This is a genomic window from Marinobacterium iners, from assembly GCF_017310015.1.
In the GTDB taxonomy this organism is placed as follows: Bacteria; Pseudomonadota; Gammaproteobacteria; order Pseudomonadales; family Balneatricaceae; genus Marinobacterium; species Marinobacterium iners.
In genome coordinates this window covers 344,334-368,032 of the sequence record NZ_CP022297.1, presented here as the reverse complement: position 1 = coordinate 368,032, position 23,699 = coordinate 344,334, and the positions used below count along the sequence as shown (strand labels likewise).

Genomic DNA, 23,699 nt, shown 5'->3' with positions numbered 1-23,699 from the left:
CTGGGGGTGACTTGGCTTCGACGCTGATTACGAACCCTTGGGTGCATGCCGAGAACGTGATGATTCTCGTTAATCCCTCATCACACAGTTATAGTTGCAAACGACGATAACTACGCTCTAGCCGCTTAAGTCGGCTAGCGCCGCACTCTAAGGTGTCTGTAACTCAGAGGTTCGCGGTGTCATACGAGACAGAATCGCCTGGATGCTTTGCTCTAAGCTGAACGGTTAAAACTAAAAGAGCTCGCCCATAGCACCCTGGCTCTCGGGTCGCGACGGGTTAATTGAATAGAGATGCCTAAGCATGTAGATCTTGAGGCAGAGGATTGGCGGACGCGGGTTCGAAACCCGCCACCTCCACCAAACACCCAGAGTTAAAGCCCTGTTTTTACAGGGTTTTTTCTTTTATAGCCCCTCCTTTTTGCTCAATGTGTCACCAATGTGTCACCGGAGCCAATTTAACCGCCTCTTCAAGATGCTTCGGTGCAAGGTGCGCGTACCTCATAGTCACTTTTACCGATGAGTGCCCGAGGATACGCTGAAGCGTCAGAATGTTGCCGCCCTTCATAACAAAGTGACTGGCAAAGGTATGCCGGAGAACGTGCGTCGCCTGCCCCTTTGGAAGCTGTATACCCGTCTTTTCCAACACTCGCCGGAAGGCACCAATGCTACTGGTGAAGTTCCCATGCAACCGCCAATGCTCATGCAGGAAATGTGATAACTCAGCGGAAATAGGAACAGACCGGACTTTACCGCTTTTGGTGTTCGAAAACGTCACGACATTGTTTACCAGGGACACCGGTTTCAGGTTCTCGGCTTCAGACCAACGGGCACCGGTGGCCAGGCAAATGCGTATGAGCGGTTCCAAGTGCGGATTTGAACCGGGCCGACGATCACGGACAGCGTTCAGGATCTCGGTAATTTGCTGATCAGTGAGCCAGGACAGTTCCTGTTCCTGAATGCGGATCTGCTTCACCTTGGAAAGCGGGTTGAGGTAAGTGATTTCTCCCAGAGAAAAAAGCTCATTGAAAACGGCACGGATATACGTGAGCTCGTTGTTCAAAGTCTTGTCACTGATACCAGCGTCAGCACGTTGCCGCCGATCGCGAGCATACATGGTTGAGGTTAGAGACTTCGCATAAGGATCATTGAGCCGAACAGCAAAGCGCTGAAGTGCACGAAAACGGCGCTCGCCGTCGTTCAGTGTGTGCCCGTGCAGGTCGTACCAGAGTTGAAACAACTCAGAGAGCCTGCGGCGATCACGATCTGTATTGAGTTGGGTGTTCAGGCTTGGCGATTTGCTGCGAACCTTGGCCTCAAACTGGACAGCATCCGATTTTCGGTCAAACGTGCGACGAATACGCTTGCCCCTGGATAGCTCGGCATCGACTTGCCAGCGGCCTGACTTCGTTTTCTTGATCACTATGCGGCTACCTTACTGGTTAGCCTTCGTTCGAGCATACCTCGCTCAATCATGTCGAAAAGGTCCGCTTTGGTCAGGTCACGTGCACGGATATACCCCATCAGGTCACGCCATAAACCGGACTTTTTGAGACAGTTCCACGCTTTGCGAGCGGTGATATTGTTCCTTGCGTAGATCGACAAGAGGTTGCCCAGGGCAAGTGCAACATTCCGTTCGTTACCGATCCCGGCAGTTTTGTATTTGCGTTTGGCAATGAAGTCGTCAGCTGGCTTGCACCACTCAGTATCCTGGAGCAACACTGTCCAAAACGGGTCAAGGTAACGGCGGTTGAAGTCAAGGCGGAAGCGGTCGAGACCATAGGCCCAGAGCGGTTGCAGGTACTCAGCAACCAGTTCGTAGGTACTCAAGTTGCACTTCTTATCAGCCGTGGTGTTGTAGTCCGCAAACTGCCTCAGCACGGTTTGAGAGAATCGGAACTCAAGACGCCAGACATCCTCATCAGGGTTCCAGATAGGTTGCCAGTCATGGTCGAGTTTCCGTTCCCAAATACCGTGGAAGTAGTCAATCTTATCGTGGGCAATGATCTCCTTTGACTTGTTGTACAGAGCGGCCTGCAAGCTGGAGACTGTACCGAAGGTGTAGGACTGACCACGCCCGTAAACACTGGCCACCTCGCCGGTAGTGACTTCAAGCGATTGGAAACCACTACGGTCATTTACACGCTGTGAACGGCAAGTGAGACGGTCAACAAAATCAGACGGTGGTACCCAACCTTGCCAGTCAGCAGCGATATGGATAGCCACACCGCAAGGTGAGGGAGGCGTTACGAACCAACCGGACGCCAGTTCATCCATCTGGTGTTGAAGCACATCAGGAGATTGATCACGGATCAACTTTGGTGACACCTCAATTTTGCAATGACTCCCTGCCCTGTCTGCTGTTGTATGAGTATTTTTGATCAGAATCACCACTCCAAAATCAGCATTTTGCAGCAAGAACTTAAAGCCTGCCTTTCCACCACGACGGAGCCGCCACAAGTGCCCCTGATACTCGACCACAGGACGAAACTCAGCCTCTAACCGTTCCTCCAAGTCATCCAGGAGGTCATGGTTCAACATGCCGTTGTAGAGCTGTCGAACGGTATCAATAGAACAGTCCAAGATTCGTACTCCTGATAGGTCAATAATGTCACCCGTAGGAGCGACAAAGTTTCGCCCTGTATCTGAGTGTTCAAAGTTTTCATCAAAACGGATCAACGATTCTTTTTTCATCAGCTGCACCTGATTAACAAGGGTGTATTGCGTAGCAACAAGGTATTTCGTGTATTTATTTGAGACGTGCTACAGGGCCGTCCGGGGCGGTGCGTTCGGGTGCTCAACATTCCGCCCCTCTCGCCCCGCCCCGAACGCTTTACCACTGCTATTTCGAAGCACTAGGGGAACACAGGTAACGGGATAGGATTCACCCTGATAGAAAATTTCACCGTAACAACGGCCATAGCCATGGAACTGATAGCCCATCTGCCGAAGGTCGGATGCCAGGTATTCAACCGGATCACCCTCAACCAGAACACTCAAGGAGTAATAAATCCGATTTGGGGCTGAAGCATAACCGGAGATCCAGAGCCTCAAACCAGAGAGAGGACCAGACTCTATAGAACCAGCTTGACGATCTGGGCGAGGCACCACATCACTGTGACCAGGATCATCATCCGGAACAGGACGAACCCCAGAAACAGCGACAGGGGCTTGAGAAGGAAGGTCAGCAGACGAATCGGGAGCAGGAGCAACTGGTAAAGCTTCCGAAACACCCATAGGAGAACTGAAGAGCCTGTCGAGTCCGCCGGCGTAGATGCTGTAGCCGATAGAGAGAACGGTGATACCCAACGCAAATAGGACACGAGGCGATTTAAAGAGATTGAACCCATTAAGCGTTTGAGACGCGACGCCCGTTTTGGTGGAGTCGTAGAGTCTAAAGACCAGAGGGTTAACCCGTTTATCTCGTATGACGTCAAAGTCTGAGGCTGATTGTCCGTTTTTTTGAGCATCATGGTAACCTTCTTTATAACCTTTAAACATGGGGCCAAGTAGAGCCTTGTTTTTGTGCTTGTAAGCGCCTTCAGTGGTCTGGCGAATATCGTCGCGTATCGATTTAATATTGGGTGCGGTTAAAACAATGTCCCAGTTGAAATGACGGTGCATCTCCCAGGCTTCAACCCAATTTGCAGGCCTGCCATCAATGGAGGCCTGATCAGGTCCGCCTGGATAATCGAGGGCATCAAGATCCTTTTGACGCCATGCCTTTGGAAACATAACACCGGATTCATCAAACAGGCAGAGAGCACCCAAAGGTGCCCAGTGAAACCAGGTGGCCATCTGATAACGACCGTCACGGGTATCAGTATCAACAAAGACAACATCAAAGGAGTCAGGAACATCCTGCATCTGCAGAAAAGTACGTTCACGGCTGACACCGCGAATGTTGGTCACAACCACCCTGCCCGACTTAGCGGCTGGAATAAAGTAATCCGACATGACACCTGCTGTTTTATAGGAGCCGTTTGCACCGTGGTGAATTGAAATGGACATAATCAGAACCCCGGAATAAATCTAAGAACAAAGCGTGTAACCGCGGACGATAAAATAAAGTTAACGCCTTCAGGTATCTTTAAATACCCAAGAATGCTGCGAGTGGGAGCATCCAGCGTGCCCCATGCAGAATTCAAATAGGATGAAATATTAAGATCATTCATGATGGATTGAGCAACGTCCCAAGCAAAGGGTATGGCTGTAATCATAAAGCCAATATAGGCTTTAACGGACTCCTTAATAAAGTAGGCATAAGCATCAACAGTAAATGTATAAATGCCGGAATATATCCAATCCTTTATATCACCAAAGAATGAAATGACATCATTGAAAAATTCAAGCATAGATCACCTCAGAATAATGAGAATTCCAATCACAACGCACAGGAAAAAAAGAGCAGCAGCAAGCTTGCTCAATTCATCCTGAATCAGTGACTTCACCCGCTGTTGCAGCACCCAGCACTGAAGACGACCTCGCTCTTTAACACAGCTCGATCTTATCTAACGTGTACCGGGTTAATCTACGCCACTGCAGCATCGATCATGCTTCTCACCGCAGTATTTCGTCTCGATTCTGTCTGCAGGCCAAGGCATACCCTGCCATGCATGGCGCTCGGGCGTGTGGCTATTTTGAATGGCTGTAAATCCGACAGTCCGGATCAGGCCAGCCCGTAGACGCGACTGAATGCCCCGAAACCGGGACAATGTCGTCCGAAGCGCAGGTGGAGACGACGACCGCTGCTGACTAAGCGACAGGCCATATACATCAGTTCCTGAATCACGGTTTTCAGCCGCCGACGCTTGGCCGGATGACGCACCGGTGCATCCGGCCCCAATAGCGCGTTCTGTCCCATCCAACGCAGTATGTTGTAGCCCAGTACGGCAAAGGCTATGACCAGGTCGTTGGTATCGAACTTCCCTGACGGCAAACGTTCGAGATCCAGATCAGTCTTGAACTCACTGTGGAACTGTTCGCTGGTGGCGTGATCCTGGTAGAGCGCAATGACCTTGGCGTTATCTGCTGCGTCCGATGTGAGTGAAGTCGTCCAGCCCTCCAGGCTGACCTCCGGCTCCAAAAACAGCTGTCCTGAACTGTCACTCTGGCGCACCGTCACCTTGACGATCAGGCGGTCGTCCGTGCCATCCAGCGGTTCGCTTACCAGCGTTTCCATTTTGCCCGGTCGGGTATGGCACCAAAGTGCGCCGGCCGCATGAGCCTTGTCGACCCAGGCCAGTCCATCTTGTGAGCGGGGGTTCCACTTAATCAGGTAGTCTGCCCCGTGCGCACGGAAGTACCCCCGGTTCTCGGCGGCATCATGGGCGCTGTCAAGACGTACCAGTAGCGGTGCATCGGTCAGCTCTCGGACTCGAGGCAGCACCCGGTCGAGGGTGTGAATAAACTCTTTATTGGCATGTTGGTTACCCGGTCGCAGCTCACAGCCCAGACACCAGCCCTCCGTGCCCAGGTAGGCCGCGATGGGGGCATAACCGTCATGCCCCTTGTAGGTATAGGCCACGCCCTCTTTTTTACTGTTGCTGTTGTCCATGGGAAACACGTCCATATCCAGTGGCACGTGCCCGGTGGTGAGTGTGCCGATAGGCACCGAAGCGTTACACAGAAACTCGACGCTGGCCTCATCCAATAACGGGATCAGTGCGCGGGCATCTTCATCAAAGCGCTGACGCAGCCGGGCCGATGAAGGTGATTGCTTGATGCCCATGGCCGCTTTGAAGAAGGGATCATGGCGTGCGTGCTCGACCGCTTCGAAGTCGCTCTTGCCAAGGCAAATCAACCCCAGGTAGGTACGGATGAGGTCGATGTTGGCGATGCCATGGCGCTTGACGATGGAGCGCGAGGTCTTAGCCAGAGAGGTCATCCTGTTCACGCTGTGCCCAACCAGCGCCAGACCACCGTGGGGTGTGATAATCTCGGTTTTTGACTGTTCAAGCTTGAAGGTACGCATAGTCAGATATCACTGCCTGGGTGAATCGAGAATGGCGTCCATATTACCGCCGCAGGCCGCGTGGTTACAGTGTTGTAGAGGTGTGAGTGGGGTTGTAAGTCACGGAATCAGGTTCATTGCTGTATTCAGACAAACATATCTGCTTACTGACTCCCATGAAATCAATAAAGGGGAAACACGGGAGAGCACCACCACCACCGGAAACCGAAAAACTGAACGTGTTTGAAATTTCAGAACGGGTATCATTAATTACGTCACGGAGCTTAGACCATTCCTGTTCTATCTCTGCATCCAATGGATCAATATCAAATCCATCTGGTTCACGTCCGCCAGAATCACCCGAAGACTGATAATCAATCTCCTGACAGGCCAACGCTTTTGGGTTATCTGTACAGAATTTAGCTTGATCAGAATCCCCCTTATTAGCTGTGCCGCCACCAGAGGTTCCGCCGGATGAATTGCCATTACCAGAACCATCACCGGACCCGTCTCCTGTACCGTCACCCGAACCGTCACCGGTACCATCTCCCGTACCATCACCTGAACCATCACCCGACCCGTCACCCGACCCGTCACCAGTACCATTACCGGGGTCATCTTCACCTCCAGAACTGCCACCGGTTGGGCAACTCACATTGGGGGAAACGGTACCCGTTAATGTACCGTTTTCGTCATAACAGGGTTTAGGAGGTATCTCAGGTGGTGTATCACCATACTGATAACCAGATATAGCACGACATGCCTGGCCCGACCCGTCATCACATTCAGACGGTGGCAACCATTGATAAACAGGTACAACTTGGCAACCATCAGCATCAACACCGTATGAACCAAGGGCATCAATATTGGGAGTACCTGAAAAAGACGTACCCGGAGCAGGGCATTCAGGCTCAGGAGGTAAAGGGCATATTGATGAACCCCAAGAAGAATAGTTAGGATAGAGAGAATACGTTCTACTACCGTAAAAAGCGCGGCAGACGCCAGCAGAATCTATAGAGTAAGTCCTATCCGGATAATAAGCGCTTGCACCAGAACACGCCTCAGCATATGTATTACCATAGGATTTAGGTGATGAATCTACATAAACACAAGGATCACCCTCGACAGCAGCAAAAGCAGAAACAGGAAGAAGTCCAATAAAAAAAGAAATCAAAGGGGCCAGAAACCAATTACCCCAGTAATTAGAGGAAATGGGCTGTAAATGAGATTTGAATTTTAGAAACATAATACGACCCAAATAAAAAGAGGCCCGAAGGCCCCTTGTTAAACGTACCATCCAAGCCGCATCCCTGTTATCAGGGCAGATGCAGCCATCGCACCGAACAACAGGGACCAAATCATTAGATACGGCGGATCAGGGCAATGATGATAGATACCGCCGCAATACCGGCAACCACACCGATAACCGCTGTGCCTACGGACTGAGCTGAAGCTTCAGCGTTGCCAAGCTCAGTGGTAACACCGGCAACATCAACGGCTGCCATGGCATTAGCACCCACGAATGCAGTTGCGGTAGAGGCTGCAACACCCACTTTTTTCAGGAAGTTTTTCATTTCATTTTCCTCAACATTGATACAACAATTCCTGTCGCTAACCCGATAGCGAACAGACTTAAGATCCCCACAAACCCAATTCCGAAAGCCTGGGGGTCGAATCCCCCATTCAGCAGCAGATCGATCTGTTGAACCGAATCACTGCTGAACAGGTAGACATTGGGCACCAGGGTGACGCTGTCGCAGGTGGCTGCGGTAGCGTTCCAGTCGGTGCAAATCAGTACATCAGCCACGATCAACAGCCTTTGAGCGTGGCGGGAACAGGGAGGCAAGCCAATGAACCAGGTCGTACAACACGAGACCCACAAACACCGTGATGACGTTCAGGGGCGCAATCAGGAAAAATAGTTCTATTGATTCAAGGCTGTTCATGCATCTATATCCCGCTTATGTGCGTCACGTGCTGTAGCTAGCCAGCTGCCTCTTGCGCCGATCGGTCGGACGTCGCTACGCGACCCCCGCCGATCCGAGGGCGCTACTAAATCAGGCAGCAGCCTTGGCAGTGACGGGTTTGATGGACAGAACCTTGAAGGCCATCTTTTGGCCGGCACCCTGAGTAGGCTGGGCGACGATTTCACACTTGCAGGGCAGGTGTTCGCGCAGCAGGTCAACGGTGGCGTAGTCACAGGCCAGCTTCATCAGCTCAAGACCGGCACGGTCAGGGTTGGTACCGTCAGCCTTCTGAGTAGCGATGATGGAACCACCCTTGTTGCCGTCCATGTCGTAGCGGCTTGCCTGGATAACGTCTGCAGTCATAGTGATGTTCATGGTTTGCACCTCAATTCAGTTCGCCACACTCGGGGCATTTAACGGGATATGCGTTCGGCACCGCGATGAGGGCGCCACAGTTACAAACTGACCAGCGAGCAACCCGGCCACCGAAGGTGTACAGGGGACGCGGTTTGGTAATCATTTCAGGGGGAACCGGCGGGCAGTTGCACTGATGCTGTCCGCAGACAAGGCACAGGCCCACAGCCTCAGCCGGTTTGACCAATTGGCGGAGCCGCTTATTCATTGGCCCCACCATGGGAATTAGAACCCGAGGCACGCCATGTGACCTCGGGGGTGGTTACGCCACCACTCGAATTGTCGTCAGCGCGGTTGGCACTGACGCCCCCATCAGGGGTGCAGCCCTGATCAGCGGGAGACGGGACAGAAAGCATCATTTCAAACTGTGTAAAACAGTCGAAGCAGACGAATTCGATAACGGGTGGCAGCTCACCAGCAGGATCACTCAACGTAACCGAGCAAGAGGAATTACACTCAGGGCAAGGAGCGATCAGCTCATCTAAATACCGAGTAATCATGCTGCGACCTCCTCGAACACATTGCAGGCGTCCGGGTTCTGGTGGATGGATGCCAGGTGGCGGAATATCTGTTCAATGACAGGCTCAGCAGCTGATAAAGACACATCTAACGAAATGGTGTAGCGATGCGTTGTGCTCATGGCAGAACGTGTGTTGAATGCCTCGTGAACCAGTGAATCAATCACGCGGTTATGCAGGCCGTAGCGGTGAAGATCAACAACACGAACGGACAAGGGGCCTGTGTGAATTGGTGACAGGATATCGAGGCTGAATTCACCAGGCATAAAACGAGCTATGAGATACGCACCGGAACAGTTCAGACGCGTGACTTCGGCTGAAATTTCAGAAAAGTGAGCAATCAGGCATTCACGATCAGAGACTTGGGTAATAGCGTTCATCAGATCATTTCCTCTTCCATAAGATTTTTTGAAAGCAACGTAATGTTGACCAGGCGATGTTTGCCAATGCGGACAGATGGCAGATACCCGGACTCAATCCAGCCCTTCACAACACCCTCATCAACACAAATCCACTCGGCAAACTTCCGCCACGCCATCAACGGGGGCACGGGCGCCGGTGCTGGGGTAATCGGTTGTTGTTCCATGGTTGCGCCTCTATAATCGGTTGTTGTAAGAGTTTTGAGCGTTTATTGAACGCGTCCTATGTACACATAATAGTTGCATAACTTAGTATGTGTACATAGGCTTATGAGAATTTATATCTATGAGTAATGGGTTATCTGATAGAGCGTTGCTATTAATAAACAAAAGCAACCTTACAGACCTATCGAAAGCAGGTGATACTGATTACCCTCGCTGGCAAAACATCAAGCGAGGAAGAGCGCGTGTGGGAGCTGATGAGATAGAGATACTGGGGAGAGTGTTCCCAGAATTTCGATGGTGGCTCATGACAGGCGAAGTAGCACCGGAAATCGGTCAAACCAGCCCAGACCTGGAAGAGATCCAGCGCTCAGAATCAAGGACACAAAACGCGGGATAAGCGTCGCTCATAAAGTGATGGAACGTTGGTTTAACAAGGAGGCAGGATGAGCAGAATAGCAATAATATTAGTAGCGATATTAAGCTTTAAAAGTGCATATGCTGAGTTAAATGATACAGAAATAAAGGAAATAAAATCGAAAATATTTCATAAACTTACATTTAGCTGGAGAATACCTTCAGTAAAATACGAAAGAGATTTAACAACATCATTGGTTTCATTTAATAAAGAAGGTGAAATTTTAGAAGTTTCAATAGTGGAACCAGCAAAAAATGATAATGAAGAAATTTATCATAATTCTATTTTCAGATGCTTTGAAAGAGCAAAGGTTTTTGAGTTCTTCAAAGATTACAAGATAGAAGATGAAGACATTGAAAAGCATTTCACAAAAATGGAAGTAAAATTTTGGACACCTCCAATGAGATAGTGTCACCAATGTGTCACGTGCATAGTGGTCTATAGCCGCAAAACGAGACAAACCAGAAGTAGGAACAGGCGGGAAACGCGCATAAACTGGCGCATTGCCGCGTAACAGGGTTTAAGTGTCACGGGTTCGAAACCCGCCACCTCCACCACCTACCCTTCCCACCCAGACCCAACACTTCCCACGACACTAGAAACCACGGGCCTTCCGGCCCATAATGGTTCCCAACGGTTCCCAACCGCACCCAGCAAAGCCGGGGTACATTGGGGGTACAATCGGGGGGACATTTGATACCCCCAAACTGATACCCCCAACCCGAATTGAACAGGGGGTGATCCATGCCACTGACTGACCGACAAGTGAAGGCAGCCAAGCCGCAAGAGAAGAAGTACAAACTCGCTGACGAGAAAGGGCTGTATCTTGAGGTGTGGCCCAACGGCTCAAAATACTGGCGCATGAAGTACCGATTCACGGCAAGGAGAAACTGGCCGCCTTCGGTGTGTACCCTGATGTAAGCCTGGCCGCCGCCCGTGAACAGCGAGACTCTGCCCGCCAGCAACTGACGCAAGGCATAGACCCCAGCGCAGCCAAGAAGGCACAGAAGCAGGCAGGTAAAGCAGCCGCTGAGAACAGCTTTGAGCTGATCGCCCGTGAATGGTTTTCTGTTCGCATGGCTGACAAGTCTGAAGGCCACCAAGCCCGGACCATGCGGGCACTGGAAAAGCACCTGTTCAGTTCAATCGGTAGCAGGCCAATCTCTGATATCACCGCCCTGGAGTTGTTGCCGGTACTTCGCCGGATCAAAGACAGGGGCCACGTAGAAACCGCGCATAGAGTGAAGCAGGTAGCCGGTCAGGTATTCCGGTATGGCATTGTGACTGGCCGTTGTGAACGTGACCCTTCCACTGATCTGAAGGACGCACTTAAGCCCGCCAAGAAAGGCCACTTTGCCGCCATTACTGATCCGAGAGAGTTTGGCCGCCTGCTGCTGTCCATTGATGAATACCACGGCACTCCTGCTGTAATCGCTGCCCTGAAGTGTTCAGCGTTGTGGTTCTGCCGCCCCGGAGAGCTTCGCCACGTTCGCTGGGACCAGATCAACTGGGAGGAAAAGAGGATAGAGATCACCGCAGAGGAAACCCACCAGCCGCATATTATCCCGCTTGCCAAGCAGAGCATTGAGATACTGGAGAACCTGCAACCGATCACAGGCCGTGGTGAGTTTGTTTTCCCCAGCGCCAGAGGTGCCAGCCGTCCCATGTCAGACGGCGCTGTTCGCATTGCCTTGCGAGGCATGGGCTACGACCGGGAAACACACACCGCCCACGGCTTCCGGGCCACAGCTCGCACCCTGCTGGATGAGGTATTGAATTACCGTGTTGAGTGGATCGAACAGCAGCTGGCGCATGAGGTGAAGGATGCCAACGGCAGGAGCTACAACCGCACCCAGCACCTGGAGCAGCGCCGCAAGATAATGCAACACTGGGCTGATTATCTGGACCAGTTGCGCAAGGCCGCCAGCAGCAGCAACGTAATCAGCGCCAGCTTTGGCAGCCGGGCTGGGTAGTCATTCTGTTACAGGTTGGTTTTTTGTGGTGGGGCCAGTGGGGCCACTGGGGCCACTACTCGCAAAGCCCCGTAATTGCTGGGGTTCTATTGCCCCACTACCCGGCCCCACCACTGGGGCCACTGGGGCCACCCTCCCGAATATGGAGGGTAATTAATGGGAATAGTTGAAAACCTACGGCAATACTGTATAGACTGACAGCACTGTAATTAAGAACAGGTGGCCGTGTGCAAGTAGCCAAGTACCAGTGCAAATACCCAGGGATGAATAGCGCCCTGATGGGCGACAAATACAGGCACATTGACCACCAGAAACGTCTTGACTCAGAAGAGGGCCGCAACCCGTCTCTATGGATACTCTTTTGTGCGTCAGTAAGCAGGCACAACCGGAAGGGACTGATAAGAGTATTCAAAAAAAGCCATCCAGATTATCAAGGCAAAAAATCGTCACCTGAGCTGAAATGTATGCTTAACCGCTTACTCAGTGTTGATAACAAAAAAGCCGCATCTAATCGACGCATGGCAAGGCTGCCCAAACTAAGCCAAAACACCTTTATTCTTGGCTTCGAGCACCTTCCCATGATGCCTGACCGACAGGCCCGCCAGCGCACCGGGTAGCCGCGCTGTAATCACTGACTCAGGTGGCGGGGGACCAGATGACCCCGACCCTGACCCCGATCCAGAGCGCCCCTATATCGCCCTTGGCATAGACCACAAGGCCACCACTCCGGCAGGCCCGCCCCTGTTCGCTGTACTCCGACCGTTTACCGATCCGAATACAGTTACAGAGAGGCTATGCCGACATGAATACACACGACACCACCACTCGGAACCGTAAGGTTCAGATATTCCGCCGCCCCGAAGTTGAGGCCCGTTGTGGCCTGTCATGTACCACCATCTACCGCCTGATGAGTAAAGGTGAGTTCCCCCGCCCTGTTCGCCTGACGGCCAATTCTGTTGGCTGGCTGGAATGCCCTATTCCGTACAGATGACGGTTTAAGGTTTTCGGTCTCTGACCAACGGGCACCCGTTGCCAGACACACCAGTACAATCAGCTCCAGGTGAGGGTTCGCCCCTGCCGATCGGGAGCGGATAACGTCGAGCAACTCCTGTATCTGATCCTGTGTTAACCAGGATAATTCTATCTGCTGCAGCTTGAGCGGTTTCACCTTGGCCAAAGGGTTTTCGTATTTCACCTGGTCCAGTGCATAGAGTTCGCTATACACCGCGCGGATATACGTCAGCTCATTGTTCAGTGTCTTATCGGTAATCCCTGACTCAGAACGATTGCGACGGTCTTTCATGTACGCTGTCGGTGTCAGCTTGATTGCTGCCGGGTCCTTGAGGCGAGCCGCCATATTAATAAGCGCAGTCTTCCTGCGCACACCATCGCGCAGGGTGTGTTCATGAAAACCATACCAAAGCGTATTCAATTAGCTCAGTTTTGTAGCTTTCCTTGGTCAAGTCCGACCACTACAGGCATCAAAGTGCGTGCCCCCACAAACCTTGAGCGTAGGGGAAGAGGTATGTGGGCTACGCCGCTTTGAATACGGGGTAGCCCTTTCAGAAAAGCACCCCATGTTTTGACATAGATCATTATTTAAATGTCTGCACGGACAATATAAGAGTTTTTCCTATATACCCGCTCATATCACACCCCTATTATGCCCCTGAGGTTCACAAGGTGTGACCAAGACGACAGGAGTTCGTACCTCATCGCCTGCTTCGGGACTGAAGCAGCGACTGACAGGGAAGTCAGTGACAGGGCCCGCCGCAGGGAGAGCGCCGGGCCCTTTCTTTTGCCCGACGCGCTTACCGTTCCGGCTGTTGTTTGTAGCGGGGCCCGCTAAACCGGACACCACCTCATTCGTTTGATGCCAGTTCCACACGCTACTCCCAGGTAGATTTCATTTTCAATCCCAGATATGGGTGGCTGCGATTATGGTCCTCGATCCATTTCGGCAACCTGGTCATAACAGTCGCAGCACCAGGAAGAACCTTCAGATACACATAGTCCAGTTTAAACGCCTCACGAAGGCCTAGTACATGCCATTACTTTGAGGGCTTCAAACGGGTGAGGCACTCGCCTCTGACTGAACGAAGCGGTACTCCCCCCCGACATTTAATCTAGTCGGCTTCCAATGATATCGTTGGTTGCTGAGTCTGTTTTCTGCTTTCAGAAGGTAGATGCAAACTCCAGCGGAGTTTGGTAGCCCAGTGATGAATGCTGGTCTTGGTTCATTGTAATCAACTCGCCACTCACTGATTAGCTTTCAGGCATGTGCCAGTTCCCCGAACCAATGCTCGTTCAAGCATTCATCCCTGAATTTGCCATTGAAGCTCTCGATATACCCGTTTTGCACCAGCTTTCCAGGCTATATAAGCTTCAGTTTCACCTTATTCTCATAGACCCATTGCTCCAGTGCTTTGCCAGTAAATTCAGGTCTCGGGCCCGTTCTGACAGCGGTCGGATAGCCTCTGAAGTCGCTATAGCATCGAGCGACCGACAGACCTGCTCGCCTAATGCACCCAGTGCAACCGGGCTATCCAGGCACTCTCTCGTAAGTCTGCCGTCTGCCTGTACTTCGCCCCAATGCAAAAACCCCGGCCTCAACGAGACCGGGGTTTCTGGTATTAAGTGCCTGGCGATGACCTACTCTCACATGGGGAAGCCCCACACTACCATCGGCGATGACGCGTTTCACTGCTGAGTTCGGTATGGGATCAGGTGGTTCCACGTCTCTATGGTCGCCAGGCGAAACTGGTACAAACCGGATCTGATTGAGCCTCGTGCCTGTATGTCACGTTGCTCTGATTGTCTGTGTTGTTGCTACAAGCGTTCAATCGGTGCTCTTGCGAGCCGATAATCGTGTTTTGACTGTTTCCAGTCGAACCATTCATTTCAAACGCCTTGGGCGTTATATGGTCAAGCCTCACGAGCCATTAGTACAGGTTAGCTCAACGCCTTACAACGCTTACACACCCTGCCTATCAACGTCCTGGTCTCGGACGGCTCTTCAGGGGGCTCAAGGCCCCGGTGAGATCTCATCTTGAAGGGGGCTTCCCGCTTAGATGCTTTCAGCGGTTATCCCGTCCGAACGTAGCTACCCGGCAATGCCACTGGCGTGACAACCGGAACACCAGAGGTTCGTTCACTCCGGTCCTCTCGTACTAGGAGCAACTCTTCTCAAATCTCAAACGCCCACGGCAGATAGGGACCGAACTGTCTCACGACGTTCTAAACCCAGCTCGCGTACCACTTTAAATGGCGAACAGCCATACCCTTGGGACCGGCTTCAGCCCCAGGATGTGATGAGCCGACATCGAGGTGCCAAACACCGCCGTCGATGTGAACTCTTGGGCGGTATCAGCCTGTTATCCCCGGAGTACCTTTTATCCGTTGAGCGATGGCCCTTCCATACAGAACCACCGGATCACTAGAACCTGCTTTCGCACCTGCTCGACGTGTCTGTCTCGCAGTCAAGCACCCTTCTACTCTTGCGCTCATTGGCTGATTTCCGACCAGCCTGAGGGTACCTTCGTGCTCCTCCGTTACGCTTTGGGAGGAGACCGCCCCAGTCAAACTACCCACCACACAATGTCCTCGATCCGGGTAACGGATCTGAGTTAGAACCTCAACAGTACCAGGCTGGTATTTCAAGGTCGGCTCCACCGGAACTGGCGTCCCGGTTTCAAAGCCTCCCAGCTATCCTACACAAGTAATGTCAAAGTCCACTGTGAAGCTATAGTAAAGGTTCACGGGGTCTTTCCGTCTAGCCGCGGGGACGCTGCATCTTCACAGCGAGTTCAATTTCACTGAGTCTCGGGTGGAGACAGTGTGGCCATCGTTACGCCATTCGTGCAGGTCGGAACTTACCCGACAAGGAATTTCGCTACCTTAGGACCGTTATAGTTACGGCCGCCGTTTACCGGGGCTTCGATCAAGAGCTTCGCGTGAGCTAACCCCATCAATTAACCTTCCGGCACCGGGCAGGCGTCACACCCTATACGTCCACTTTCGTGTTTGCAGAGTGCTGTGTTTTTAATAAACAGTCGCAGCCACCTGGTATCTTCGACCGACATCAGCTTAGGAAGTAAATTCCATCACCGACATCGGCGTGCCTTCTCCCGAAGTTACGGCACCATTTTGCCTAGTTCCTTCACCCGAGTTCTCTCAAGCGCCTTGGTATTCTCAACCTGACCACCTGTGTCGGTTTGGGGTACGGTCGTCTGTAACCTGAAGCTTAGAAGCTTTTCCTGGAAGCATGGCATCAACCACTTCGTCTCACATGGAGACTCGTCATTAGGTCTCAGCCTTAAGGGAGAGCGGATTTGCCTACTCTCCCAGCCTACACCCTTAAACGCGGACAACCATCGCCGCGCTGGCCTAGCCTTCTCCGTCCCTTCATCGCAGTTACAGCCGGTACAGGAATATTAACCTGTTTCCCATCGACTACGCATTTCTGCCTCGCCTTAGGGGCCGACTCACCCTACCCTGATTAGCATTGGATAGGAAACCTTGGTCTTCCGGCGAGGGGGTTTTTCACCCCCTTTATCGTTACTTATGTCAGCATTCGCACTTCTGATACCTCCACCATGGTTTACACCTTTGGCTTCAACGGCTTACAGAACGCTCCTCTACCATGCCCTAAGGCATCCGCAGCTTCGGTGTCTGGTTTGAGCCCCGTTATATCTTCCGCGCAGGCCGACTCGACTAGTGAGCTATTACGCTTTCTTTAAAGGGTGGCTGCTTCTAAGCCAACCTCCTAGCTGTCTGAGCCTTCCCACATCGTTTCCCACTTAACCAGAACTTTGGGACCTTAGCTGGCGGTCTGGGTTGTTTCCCTTTCCACGACGGACGTTAGCACCCGCCGTGTGTCTCCCATGATTGCACTCTTGGGTATTCGGAGTTTGCATCGGGTTGGTAAGTCGGGATGACCCCCTAGCCGAAACAGTGCTCTACCCCCCAAGGTGAGACATGAGGCGCTACCTAAATAGCTTTCGAGGAGAACCAGCTATCTCCGGGCTTGATTAGCCTTTCACTCCGATCCACAGGTCATCCGCTAACTTTTCAACGGTAGTCGGTTCGGTCCTCCAGTTGATGTTACTCAACCTTCAACCTGCCCATGGATAGATCGCCCGGTTTCGGGTCTACTCCCAGCGACTGATCGCCCTATTAAGACTCGGTTTCCCTACGCCTCCCCTAAACGGTTAAGCTTGCCACTGAAAGTAAGTCGCTGACCCATTATACAAAAGGTACGCAGTCACCGTCCGAAAACGGCTCCCACTGCTTGTACGTACACGGTTTCAGGGTCTATTTCACTCCCCTCACAGGGGTTCTTTTCGCCTTTCCCTCACGGTACTGGTTCACTATCGGTCAGTCAGGAGTATTTAGCCTTGGAGGATGGTCCCCCCATATTCAGACAGGATAACACGTGTCCCGTCCTACTCGATTTCACTGCATATAGGTTTTCGCATACGGGGCTATCACCCACTATGGCCGCACTTTCCAGAGCGTTCTGCTAACCACAACACAGCTTAAGGGCTGGTCCCCGTTCGCTCGCCGCTACTAAGGGAATCTCGGTTGATTTCTTTTCCTCCGGGTACTTAGATGTTTCAGTTCCCCGGGTTCGCCTCTCAAAGCCTATGTATTCAGCTAAGAGATACCCGCAAGCGGGTGGGTTTCCCCATTCGGAAATCCTCGGATCAAAGTCTGTTTACCGACTCCCCGAGGCTTATCGCAGGTTACTACGTCCTTCATCGCCTCTGACTGCCAAGGCATCCACCGTGCACGCTTATTCACTTGACCATATAACCCGAAGGCGTCTGTTCAAATGAATGGTTCGTAACGATTATCGCCGATTGGCGCTTGTATCAAACAATACAAGACAATCTTTCAGATCCAATTTGTTAAAGAGCGTTTAAAGCCGAAGCTTTAAAGGATGTACTTCAAACAAGCACAGTCTTTAAAGCTCAATCAGCTTTAACAGTTCGATCAGGTAATATGTGTGAACGCTTGCCAGAATTTCGCAATCGTTTAAGGAGGTGATCCAGCCCCAGGTTCCCCTAGGGCTACCTTGTTACGACTTCACCCCAGTCATGAATCACACCGTGGTAACCGTCCTCCCGAAGGTTAGACTAGCTACTTCTGGTGCAACCCACTCCCATGGTGTGACGGGCGGTGTGTACAAGGCCCGGGAACGTATTCACCGTGACATTCTGATTCACGATTACTAGCGATTCCGACTTCACGCAGTCGAGTTGCAGACTGCGATCCGGACTACGACCGGTTTTGTGAGATTAGCTTGCTCTCGCGAGTTTGCAGCCCTCTGTACCGGCCATTGTAGCACGTGTGTAGCCCTACTCGTAAGGGCCATGATGACTTGACGTCATCCCCACCTTCCTCCGGTTTGTCACCGGCAGTCTCCTTAGAGTTCCCGACATTACTCGCTGGCAAATAAGGATAAGGGTTGCGCTCGTTACGGGACTTAACCCAACATTTCACAACACGAGCTGACGACAGCCATGCAGCACCTGTCTCAGAGTTCCCGAAGGCACCAATCCATCTCTGGAAAGTTCTCTGGATGTCAAGAGTAGGTAAGGTTCTTCGCGTTGCTTCGAATTAAACCACATGCTCCACCGCTTGTGCGGGCCCCCGTCAATTCATTTGAGTTTTAACCTTGCGGCCGTACTCCCCAGGCGGTCAACTTATCGCGTTAGCTTCGCCACTAAAGGATCAAGTCCCCCAACGGCTAGTTGACATCGTTTACGGCGTGGACTACCAGGGTATCTAATCCTGTTTGCTACCCACGCTTTCGCACCTCAGTGTCAGTATCGGTCCAGGTAGTCGCCTTCGCCACTGGTGTTCCTTCCGATCTCTACGCATTTCACCGCTACACCGGAAATTCCACTACCCTCTACCGTACTCTAGCTCAGCAGTATCAGGTGCAGTTCCCAGGTTGAGCCCGGGGCTTTCACATCTGACTGACTGAACCACCTACGCGCGCTTTACGCCCAGTAATTCCGATTAACGCTCGGACCCTCCGTATTACCGCGGCTGCTGGCACGGAGTTAGCCGGTCCTTCTTCTGCTGTTAACGTCACAGCAAGCGGGTATTAACCACTTGCCTTTCCTCACAGCTGAAAGTGCTTTACAACCCGAAGGCCTTCTTCACACACGCGGCATGGCTGGATCAGGGTTGCCCCCATTGTCCAATATTCCCCACTGCTGCCTCCCGTAGGAGTCTGGGCCGTGTCTCAGTCCCAGTGTGGCTGGTCATCCTCTCAGACCAGCTACGGATCATCGCCTTGGTGAGCCTTTACCTCACCAACAAGCTAATCCGACGCGGGCTCATCTGATAGCGTGAGGTCCGAAGATCCCCCACTTTCCCCCGAAGGGCGTATGCGGTATTAGCAGTCGTTTCCGACTGTTGTCCCCCACTACCAGGTAGATTCCCACGCGTTACTCACCCGTCCGCCGCTCGTCACCCAAGAAGCAAGCTTCTCTGTGCTACCGCTCGACTTGCATGTGTTAGGCCTGCCGCCAGCGTTCAATCTGAGCCATGATCAAACTCTTCAGTTTAAAATCTTGTGAATTCAAAGCTGCAAGCAGCTTTTCATTCGGCTCAAGGTATTACACAACGCTAAATGAATATTCAGTTAGGTTGCTTGCCTTGATTAAGCTTTGTGTGCTCAATCCTGACAAGCGCCCACACATATTACCTGATCAATTTGTTAAAGAGCGGGCTTGGCCAACCGCACCGTTCGGTGCAACCTGTTGTCTCAAGCGAGGCGCATATTCTACCGCAACCCGTTTCAGTGTCAACCGTTTTTTTCGTTTTCTGTTTCAGTACTGAGCACTCAAACAACGATTCGGCAGTCACTCAAGAAGCGTAATGATGAACCAAAAAACCACTTAATTCAACATCTTACCACTTGCTCAATTGATCTGCCCTGAACCGTTTCCGGTGGAGCGTCTCAAGCGAGGAGGCGAATTCTACAGACACCACTGAGGGAGTCAACACCTGCGTGTAAAAAAGTTTCAGAAAGATGAAAACCGGCATTGCCCCCCCCAAAACAACAACAGGCGCCAGAGCGCCTGTTGTTCATGTGCTGGAAGCGTCCTAACCGGCGGTATAGGTAAGTGGCACAAACGTGCCCCATAGAATGGCGGTTGCCGCGAGCAACCCGACCAACACACAGACCCCAACCGTTAGAATTGAAGTGGCAAAGAAAAATGCGCGCTCTTCAGGAATTTGCATGATTTCCGGTACCCCCGTGTAAAGCAGGTAGATGGTATAAGCTAATGCCATCATGCCTACAATCACGTTGAACCAAAGCATCGGGTAGAGGCCTGCAAGACCCGACAGAAAAAGTGGTGTCGCGGTGAAGGTTGTCAGCACCAAGCATTTTTCATAGCTGACATTCCCACCATAGGTTTTCTCCATCCAGTGAATGGACCATGCAATAAACCCGACAGCCACCCACATTGCCACATAAAATGCGAGCGCTGCTGGTAACGCACTGGCCACACTCAATTTAACAAACTCTGACCCTCCCAGACTCCAGCCAACTTGAGTGGTACCAATGAAAAGTGACACGGCGGGTATTGCTGCCAGTACACTTATTTGGGCAAGAAATACATGCATCGCCGAGTAATGCTCATTGCGTATCGAGCGCCACTCCTGCTTCGGGTGATAGAACACCCCCATCATGTGCTGCAGGAACATATCACTATCCTCCTCGCAGTCCGGGTTTGGCCCCAGGCTACAATTTTTATTGTATTGATTCAGCCCGAATCCGTTCGCGTTACTTTCTCCACAACCGTTTATACGAATAGCTGCCAATAATGGTCTACAAGCAGTATGGCAAACAGCCACATGATGTACACAATGCTGTAACGAAACATTTTCATCGGATCGCCCGGATGACGAGAAATATTCAATCGTACAGCCCAGGCAATGAAGCGGTAGTTGATGATACTGACCCCTGCCAGATAGATAAGTCCGCTCATACCATTAATAAACGGCAGCAATGTCACTACTGTTGTGAGTATTGAGTACAGCAGAATTTGCAGCCGCGTATAGGACTCACCATGGGTATTGGGGAGCATCGGCACCCCGGCACGGGCATAGTCATCCTTCCTAGCGATACACAGCGCCCAGAAATGAGGTGGTGTCCAGGCAAAAATAATCAGCATCAGCAATAACGCCTGCGAGTCCAGCGAGCCTGTCACAGCAGTCCAGCCCAGTAACGGAGGTGCAGCACCTGCAACGCCACCTATCACAATATTTTGCGGTGTCGCTCGCTTCAGAACAGCCGTGTATACAATGGCATAGCCGATAAGCGACGCCAGAGTTAGCACCGCCGTCAGAGGGTTCACCAATGTAGCAAGAAGCAACAGCCCGGCGCTGCCGATCACCGCTGCAAACAGAAGCGCATTACCCGGACTGACTCGCCCCTGCGGCAGCGGTCGCCGCGCAGTCCTTGCCATACAGCAATCAATATTATGATCCAGAACATGGTTGACCGCCGCTGCCGAGGCAGCGGCTAGCCCGACTCCTATACTGGTTATCAGCAGCAGTGACAGCGATGGTAATCCCGGCTGGGCCAAACAGAATCCAACCACCAATGTCAGCAACATTACGGCGACAACTTTCAGCTTGCATAGCGCCAGATAGTCTCTCCAGCCAGCATCTGAAACGGTATTACCCGCAAACGACACGATACTCATGATTTGCCTCCATTACCGGACTTCTCGCCCGGTCGTGCAGATTCAGCGCCAACAACAACAGCAACACGGCTACCGCGTGATGTGCAACTGCCAGCCCGAGTGGCAACATCCATACAATATTGGCAATACCCAGCAGCGCCTGCACACCCAGCGCAGCCAGAAACAACGTGATATGAAAGCGCAGATACCTCCTTCGCCAAAGCGACAGCGTAACCCAACACGACACCACTATAAGCAGTAACGCCCCCAAGCGATGTGAAACCTGAATGGCCGCTCTTGCCGGAGCATCCAGCAGCCCACCTTCGTAGTTGGGCCCTATGGCCATGAAAGGATTAAGCCCGGTTGAAAAGTCGTATCCAACTGTTTCATCTGCATTGCACAACAACCAATCGCTGCAGGCCCAGCCGGCATAATTGGTACTGGTCCAGCCACCTAACAGCAGCTGCAGGAACAGGCAGAACAGCAGTATGCGTGTTCCCATATGGCCCCCTGTTGGTTGAGCTTGTGGGTTGTAAAAATGACTCAATCGCTGTTCCAGCAGTACCAGCAGCGTCAATGTCGCAAGACCACCCATCAGGTGCAGCGTCACTATGACCGGTAACAGCTTCAATGTGACGGTCCACATTCCAAACAGCCCCTGCAATACTACTAGCCCCAGCAACAGCAGCGACAGCTTCGACGGATACCCTGTCACCGTGCGATTTTTCAGTGCGATGACTGCCAGCATCAGTACAACGAGTCCCAGACAAGCGGCCGCATACCGATGTATCATTTCGATCCAGCCTTTGCGTAGATCAATCACAACTCCTGGATAGCCCTGAGCCAGCTCAACATGATCTGATGGCAACACCCACGTTCCATAACATCCCGGCCAGTCGGGACAGCCAAGGCCTGCGTCATTCAGCCGTGTCCAGCCGCCCAGCAGCACAACAATCAACGCCAGTACTATCGCGCTTCTTACCAGCTTCAGTGCACTCATCCCAGCCTCGATGCTTTCAGCAGTCGTCGCAAATCAGTCAGCACTGCCTTGCCCTCATAGGCTTGTCCGTAATGCAGTACCAGATTGCCCAACGGATCAACAACCCAAACACCTGGCGCCAATGCGTCTGAAGCCTCCATTCTTACCCGAAAGCGATCAGCATCCCGACCCAAAGCATCATGTATACGTTTAAGCCTTTCCTCCTGCCGCAAGCATCCATGGTCACACCCACTCCGGTGCACCAGCAGCAACGACCAATGACGCGTAAAGCGGTCAGCCTGCCCGCCCCATTGCTGCAGCGGCACTGCCGGCTGCAACAACCTGCCAGTATTCACCTGTTCATTCGGTATACCGACGCCTGTGGTATATACCGCCACGGCCAGCAACACTGGCAACATGCCCAATGCCCAGATAGCCCAGAAAGTGCACCTATTACTTGCCATCGCCCTGTCTCCTGCCATGTCGAGCCGCCCAGAACAGCCAGAGCAGCAATGTGACGGCCAGCGCAAACCACTGCACTGCATAGCCTTGATGCCGCTGTGGACTGACTCCTTGATGAATAGCGTTCCTTGGCGTGATTTGATCACTCACTGGCGTCTTGAGGTGCAGCATGACCGCCTCAACCTCCATCTCCAAAGCCTGCCTGATCTGCTCCAGATCGACGGATTGAATTCGTCGTGGCCAGCCTACTTCAGCGGGCAGGTCTGCCAGCGTCATCGACCCGGTTGGATGAGCCAGCACCCCATCGACCTGTATGCGTTGTTGTTCAAGTTGCAGGGCAGGCAACCGGTCTCGATGGGATGGCGCTTCAACCCACCCCAAACTGGCCAGCCACAAGGAGCCCTCATCGACGCGCATCGGAACGATCACTTCGTAGCCCACACGCCCATTAAGGGTACGGTTATCCAGCAGAAAAATACGATATGGCAACAGCTCAACCTCCAGTCGTACCGGCACCCACGCCTGGCGTTCAAGCTGCCTGAGCGCAGTGGCTGCACGCGTCATCGGCTCAACGGCCTGCTGATCGAGCCAAATCTGCTTTTGTTCGGCACGCTGCAGCTGCCAGTAGCCCAGACCAAACAGCAACGGAACACCGAGCAGCGCCAACAGCCAGCGCAGATATTTGAATGCAGCGGGGCTATCCGCTTTACTTGGTTGATCAGACATA

The 23,699-nt window shown here is 52.3% G+C and carries 21 protein-coding genes, 3 rRNA genes, 1 other RNA gene and 4 pseudogenes; 6 read left to right on the top strand and 23 right to left on the bottom strand.

Annotation, left to right across the window (positions count from 1 at the left end; translation table 11 throughout):
- Positions 1 to 2 precede the first annotated feature (2 nt).
- Positions 3 to 360, top strand: a transfer-messenger RNA (tmRNA) gene (gene ssrA, locus CFI10_RS01830).
- A gap of 70 nt (positions 361 to 430) precedes the next feature.
- Here ssrA and CFI10_RS01825 read toward each other — a convergent pair.
- From CFI10_RS01825 to CFI10_RS01770, 12 genes are all read right to left on the bottom strand, one after another.
- Positions 431 to 1,420: a phage integrase gene (locus tag CFI10_RS01825; RefSeq protein ID WP_206838642.1), complete on the bottom strand. Its 990-nt coding sequence runs from the start codon at positions 1,418 to 1,420 to the stop codon at positions 431 to 433.
- Positions 1,420 to 2,691, bottom strand: coding sequence for a hypothetical protein (locus tag CFI10_RS01820; RefSeq protein ID WP_206838625.1), 1,272 nt, complete (start codon positions 2,689 to 2,691; stop codon positions 1,420 to 1,422). The genes CFI10_RS01825 and CFI10_RS01820 overlap by 1 nt, the downstream gene beginning before the upstream one ends.
- 69 nt (positions 2,692 to 2,760) lie before the next feature.
- Positions 2,761 to 4,008 carry a zonular occludens toxin domain-containing protein gene (locus CFI10_RS01815; protein ID WP_206838622.1) on the bottom strand — a complete coding sequence of 416 codons (1,248 nt, stop codon included), beginning with the start codon at positions 4,006 to 4,008 and terminating at the stop codon, positions 2,761 to 2,763.
- 2 nt (positions 4,009 to 4,010) lie between these two features.
- Positions 4,011 to 4,352, bottom strand: coding sequence for a DUF2523 family protein (locus CFI10_RS01810; RefSeq protein ID WP_206838619.1), 342 nt, complete (start codon positions 4,350 to 4,352; stop codon positions 4,011 to 4,013).
- A gap of 314 nt (positions 4,353 to 4,666) precedes the next feature.
- Positions 4,667 to 5,971, bottom strand: a complete 1,305-nt coding sequence (locus tag CFI10_RS01805; protein WP_206834329.1) for an IS1380 family transposase — start codon at positions 5,969 to 5,971, stop codon at positions 4,667 to 4,669.
- A 64-nt stretch (positions 5,972 to 6,035) separates the two neighbouring features.
- Positions 6,036 to 7,247 (bottom strand): hypothetical protein, encoded by a 1,212-nt coding sequence (locus CFI10_RS01800; RefSeq protein ID WP_206838616.1) that lies wholly within the window; start codon positions 7,245 to 7,247, stop codon positions 6,036 to 6,038.
- Positions 7,248 to 7,311: 64 nt separating this feature from the next.
- Positions 7,312 to 7,524, bottom strand: coding sequence for a major capsid protein (locus tag CFI10_RS01795; protein WP_206838613.1), 213 nt, complete (start codon positions 7,522 to 7,524; stop codon positions 7,312 to 7,314).
- Positions 7,521 to 7,757, bottom strand: coding sequence for a hypothetical protein (locus CFI10_RS01790; RefSeq protein ID WP_206838610.1), 237 nt, complete (start codon positions 7,755 to 7,757; stop codon positions 7,521 to 7,523). Before CFI10_RS01790 ends, CFI10_RS01795 begins: the two co-directional genes overlap by 4 nt.
- Positions 7,750 to 7,896, bottom strand: a complete 147-nt coding sequence (locus CFI10_RS01785; RefSeq protein WP_206838607.1) for a hypothetical protein — start codon at positions 7,894 to 7,896, stop codon at positions 7,750 to 7,752. Before CFI10_RS01785 ends, CFI10_RS01790 begins: the two co-directional genes overlap by 8 nt.
- 111 nt (positions 7,897 to 8,007) lie before the next feature.
- On the bottom strand, positions 8,008 to 8,292 hold the full coding sequence (locus tag CFI10_RS01780) for a hypothetical protein (protein ID WP_206838604.1): 285 nt from the start codon (positions 8,290 to 8,292) through the stop codon (positions 8,008 to 8,010).
- 535 nt (positions 8,293 to 8,827) lie between these two features.
- On the bottom strand, positions 8,828 to 9,229 hold the full coding sequence (locus CFI10_RS01775) for a hypothetical protein (RefSeq protein WP_206838601.1): 402 nt from the start codon (positions 9,227 to 9,229) through the stop codon (positions 8,828 to 8,830).
- A complete protein-coding gene (locus CFI10_RS01770; protein WP_206838599.1) occupies positions 9,229 to 9,435 on the bottom strand; it encodes a hypothetical protein in 207 nt (68 codons plus the stop codon). The genes CFI10_RS01775 and CFI10_RS01770 overlap by 1 nt, the downstream gene beginning before the upstream one ends.
- 441 nt (positions 9,436 to 9,876) lie before the next feature.
- On the opposite strand from CFI10_RS01770, the gene CFI10_RS01765 reads away from it, so the two are divergent.
- From CFI10_RS01765 to CFI10_RS19425, 5 genes and pseudogenes are all read left to right on the top strand, one after another.
- On the top strand, positions 9,877 to 10,257 hold the full coding sequence (locus CFI10_RS01765; protein ID WP_206838596.1) for a hypothetical protein: 381 nt from the start codon (positions 9,877 to 9,879) through the stop codon (positions 10,255 to 10,257).
- Positions 10,258 to 10,592: 335 nt separating this feature from the next.
- A pseudogene (locus tag CFI10_RS19430) lies at positions 10,593 to 10,795 on the top strand (Arm DNA-binding domain-containing protein); the annotation flags it as partial.
- Between the two features lie 129 nt (positions 10,796 to 10,924).
- On the top strand, positions 10,925 to 11,821 hold the full coding sequence (locus CFI10_RS01760; RefSeq protein WP_425270439.1) for a tyrosine-type recombinase/integrase: 897 nt from the start codon (positions 10,925 to 10,927) through the stop codon (positions 11,819 to 11,821).
- Positions 11,822 to 12,048: 227 nt separating this feature from the next.
- Positions 12,049 to 12,438 (top strand): hypothetical protein, encoded by a 390-nt coding sequence (locus CFI10_RS01755; RefSeq protein WP_206838594.1) that lies wholly within the window; start codon positions 12,049 to 12,051, stop codon positions 12,436 to 12,438.
- A gap of 185 nt (positions 12,439 to 12,623) precedes the next feature.
- A pseudogene (locus tag CFI10_RS19425) lies at positions 12,624 to 12,734 on the top strand (MerR family transcriptional regulator); the annotation flags it as partial.
- On the opposite strand, the gene CFI10_RS19420 reads toward CFI10_RS19425, so the two are convergent.
- The 11 genes and pseudogenes from CFI10_RS19420 to CFI10_RS01700 all read right to left on the bottom strand — a co-directional run bounded on the left by CFI10_RS19420 (position 12,705) and on the right by CFI10_RS01700 (position 23,698).
- A complete protein-coding gene (locus CFI10_RS19420; RefSeq protein ID WP_425270424.1) occupies positions 12,705 to 13,253 on the bottom strand; it encodes a phage integrase in 549 nt (182 codons plus the stop codon). The pseudogene CFI10_RS19425 and the gene CFI10_RS19420 sit on opposite strands and share 30 nt — an antisense overlap.
- 457 nt (positions 13,254 to 13,710) lie before the next feature.
- Positions 13,711 to 13,886, bottom strand: a pseudogene (locus tag CFI10_RS01745) (IS3 family transposase); the annotation flags it as partial.
- Between the two features lie 110 nt (positions 13,887 to 13,996).
- A pseudogene (locus CFI10_RS19115) lies at positions 13,997 to 14,383 on the bottom strand (transposase family protein); the annotation flags it as partial.
- A 77-nt stretch (positions 14,384 to 14,460) separates the two neighbouring features.
- A 5S ribosomal RNA gene (gene rrf, locus CFI10_RS01735) occupies positions 14,461 to 14,576 on the bottom strand.
- 166 nt (positions 14,577 to 14,742) lie between these two features.
- Positions 14,743 to 17,629, bottom strand: a 23S ribosomal RNA gene (locus CFI10_RS01730).
- Positions 17,630 to 17,858: 229 nt separating this feature from the next.
- Positions 17,859 to 19,401, bottom strand: a 16S ribosomal RNA gene (locus CFI10_RS01725).
- The 16S, 23S and 5S rRNA genes sit together here, the layout of an rRNA operon.
- Positions 19,402 to 19,942: 541 nt before the next feature.
- Positions 19,943 to 20,548, bottom strand: a complete 606-nt coding sequence (locus tag CFI10_RS01720; protein WP_206838591.1) for a Yip1 family protein — start codon at positions 20,546 to 20,548, stop codon at positions 19,943 to 19,945.
- Positions 20,549 to 20,646: 98 nt separating this feature from the next.
- Positions 20,647 to 21,552, bottom strand: a complete 906-nt coding sequence (gene cyoE / locus CFI10_RS01715) for a heme o synthase (RefSeq protein ID WP_206838588.1) — start codon at positions 21,550 to 21,552, stop codon at positions 20,647 to 20,649.
- A complete protein-coding gene (locus CFI10_RS01710) occupies positions 21,527 to 22,531 on the bottom strand; it encodes a COX15/CtaA family protein (RefSeq protein WP_206838587.1) in 1,005 nt (334 codons plus the stop codon). Before CFI10_RS01710 ends, cyoE begins: the two co-directional genes overlap by 26 nt.
- The gene (locus CFI10_RS01705; RefSeq protein WP_206838585.1) at positions 22,528 to 22,974 is read right to left on the bottom strand and encodes a hypothetical protein; all 447 of its coding nucleotides are present in this window, start codon (positions 22,972 to 22,974) and stop codon (positions 22,528 to 22,530) included. The genes CFI10_RS01710 and CFI10_RS01705 overlap by 4 nt, the downstream gene beginning before the upstream one ends.
- Positions 22,964 to 23,698, bottom strand: coding sequence for an SURF1 family protein (locus CFI10_RS01700; RefSeq protein ID WP_206838582.1), 735 nt, complete (start codon positions 23,696 to 23,698; stop codon positions 22,964 to 22,966). Before CFI10_RS01700 ends, CFI10_RS01705 begins: the two co-directional genes overlap by 11 nt.
- Position 23,699 lies beyond the last annotated feature (1 nt).

Bases quoted from the DNA above. Each gene is read 5' to 3' on its own strand.
- CFI10_RS01700 (WP_206838582.1), bottom strand. From the start codon at position 23,698: ATGTCTGATCAACCAAGTAAAGCGGATAGCCCCGCTGCATTCAAATAT.
- CFI10_RS01705 (WP_206838585.1), bottom strand. From the start codon at position 22,974: ATGGCAAGTAATAGGTGCACTTTCTGGGCTATCTGGGCATTGGGCATG.
- CFI10_RS01815 (WP_206838622.1), bottom strand. From the start codon at position 4,008: ATGTCCATTTCAATTCACCACGGTGCAAACGGCTCCTATAAAACAGCA.
- CFI10_RS01765 (WP_206838596.1), top strand. From the start codon at position 9,877: ATGAGCAGAATAGCAATAATATTAGTAGCGATATTAAGCTTTAAAAGT.
- CFI10_RS01720 (WP_206838591.1), bottom strand. From the start codon at position 20,548: ATGTTCCTGCAGCACATGATGGGGGTGTTCTATCACCCGAAGCAGGAG.
- CFI10_RS01785 (WP_206838607.1), bottom strand. From the start codon at position 7,896: ATGAACAGCCTTGAATCAATAGAACTATTTTTCCTGATTGCGCCCCTG.
- CFI10_RS01775 (WP_206838601.1), bottom strand. From the start codon at position 9,229: ATGAACGCTATTACCCAAGTCTCTGATCGTGAATGCCTGATTGCTCAC.
- CFI10_RS01795 (WP_206838613.1), bottom strand. From the start codon at position 7,524: ATGAAAAACTTCCTGAAAAAAGTGGGTGTTGCAGCCTCTACCGCAACT.
- CFI10_RS01805 (WP_206834329.1), bottom strand. From the start codon at position 5,971: ATGCGTACCTTCAAGCTTGAACAGTCAAAAACCGAGATTATCACACCC.
- CFI10_RS01710 (WP_206838587.1), bottom strand. From the start codon at position 22,531: ATGAGTGCACTGAAGCTGGTAAGAAGCGCGATAGTACTGGCGTTGATT.
- cyoE (WP_206838588.1), bottom strand. From the start codon at position 21,552: ATGAGTATCGTGTCGTTTGCGGGTAATACCGTTTCAGATGCTGGCTGG.
- CFI10_RS01810 (WP_206838619.1), bottom strand. From the start codon at position 4,352: ATGCTTGAATTTTTCAATGATGTCATTTCATTCTTTGGTGATATAAAG.
- CFI10_RS01770 (WP_206838599.1), bottom strand. From the start codon at position 9,435: ATGGAACAACAACCGATTACCCCAGCACCGGCGCCCGTGCCCCCGTTG.
- CFI10_RS01820 (WP_206838625.1), bottom strand. From the start codon at position 2,691: ATGAAAAAAGAATCGTTGATCCGTTTTGATGAAAACTTTGAACACTCA.
- CFI10_RS01800 (WP_206838616.1), bottom strand. From the start codon at position 7,247: ATGGTACGTTTAACAAGGGGCCTTCGGGCCTCTTTTTATTTGGGTCGT.
- CFI10_RS01780 (WP_206838604.1), bottom strand. From the start codon at position 8,292: ATGAACATCACTATGACTGCAGACGTTATCCAGGCAAGCCGCTACGAC.
- CFI10_RS01760 (WP_425270439.1), top strand. From the start codon at position 10,925: ATGGCTGACAAGTCTGAAGGCCACCAAGCCCGGACCATGCGGGCACTG.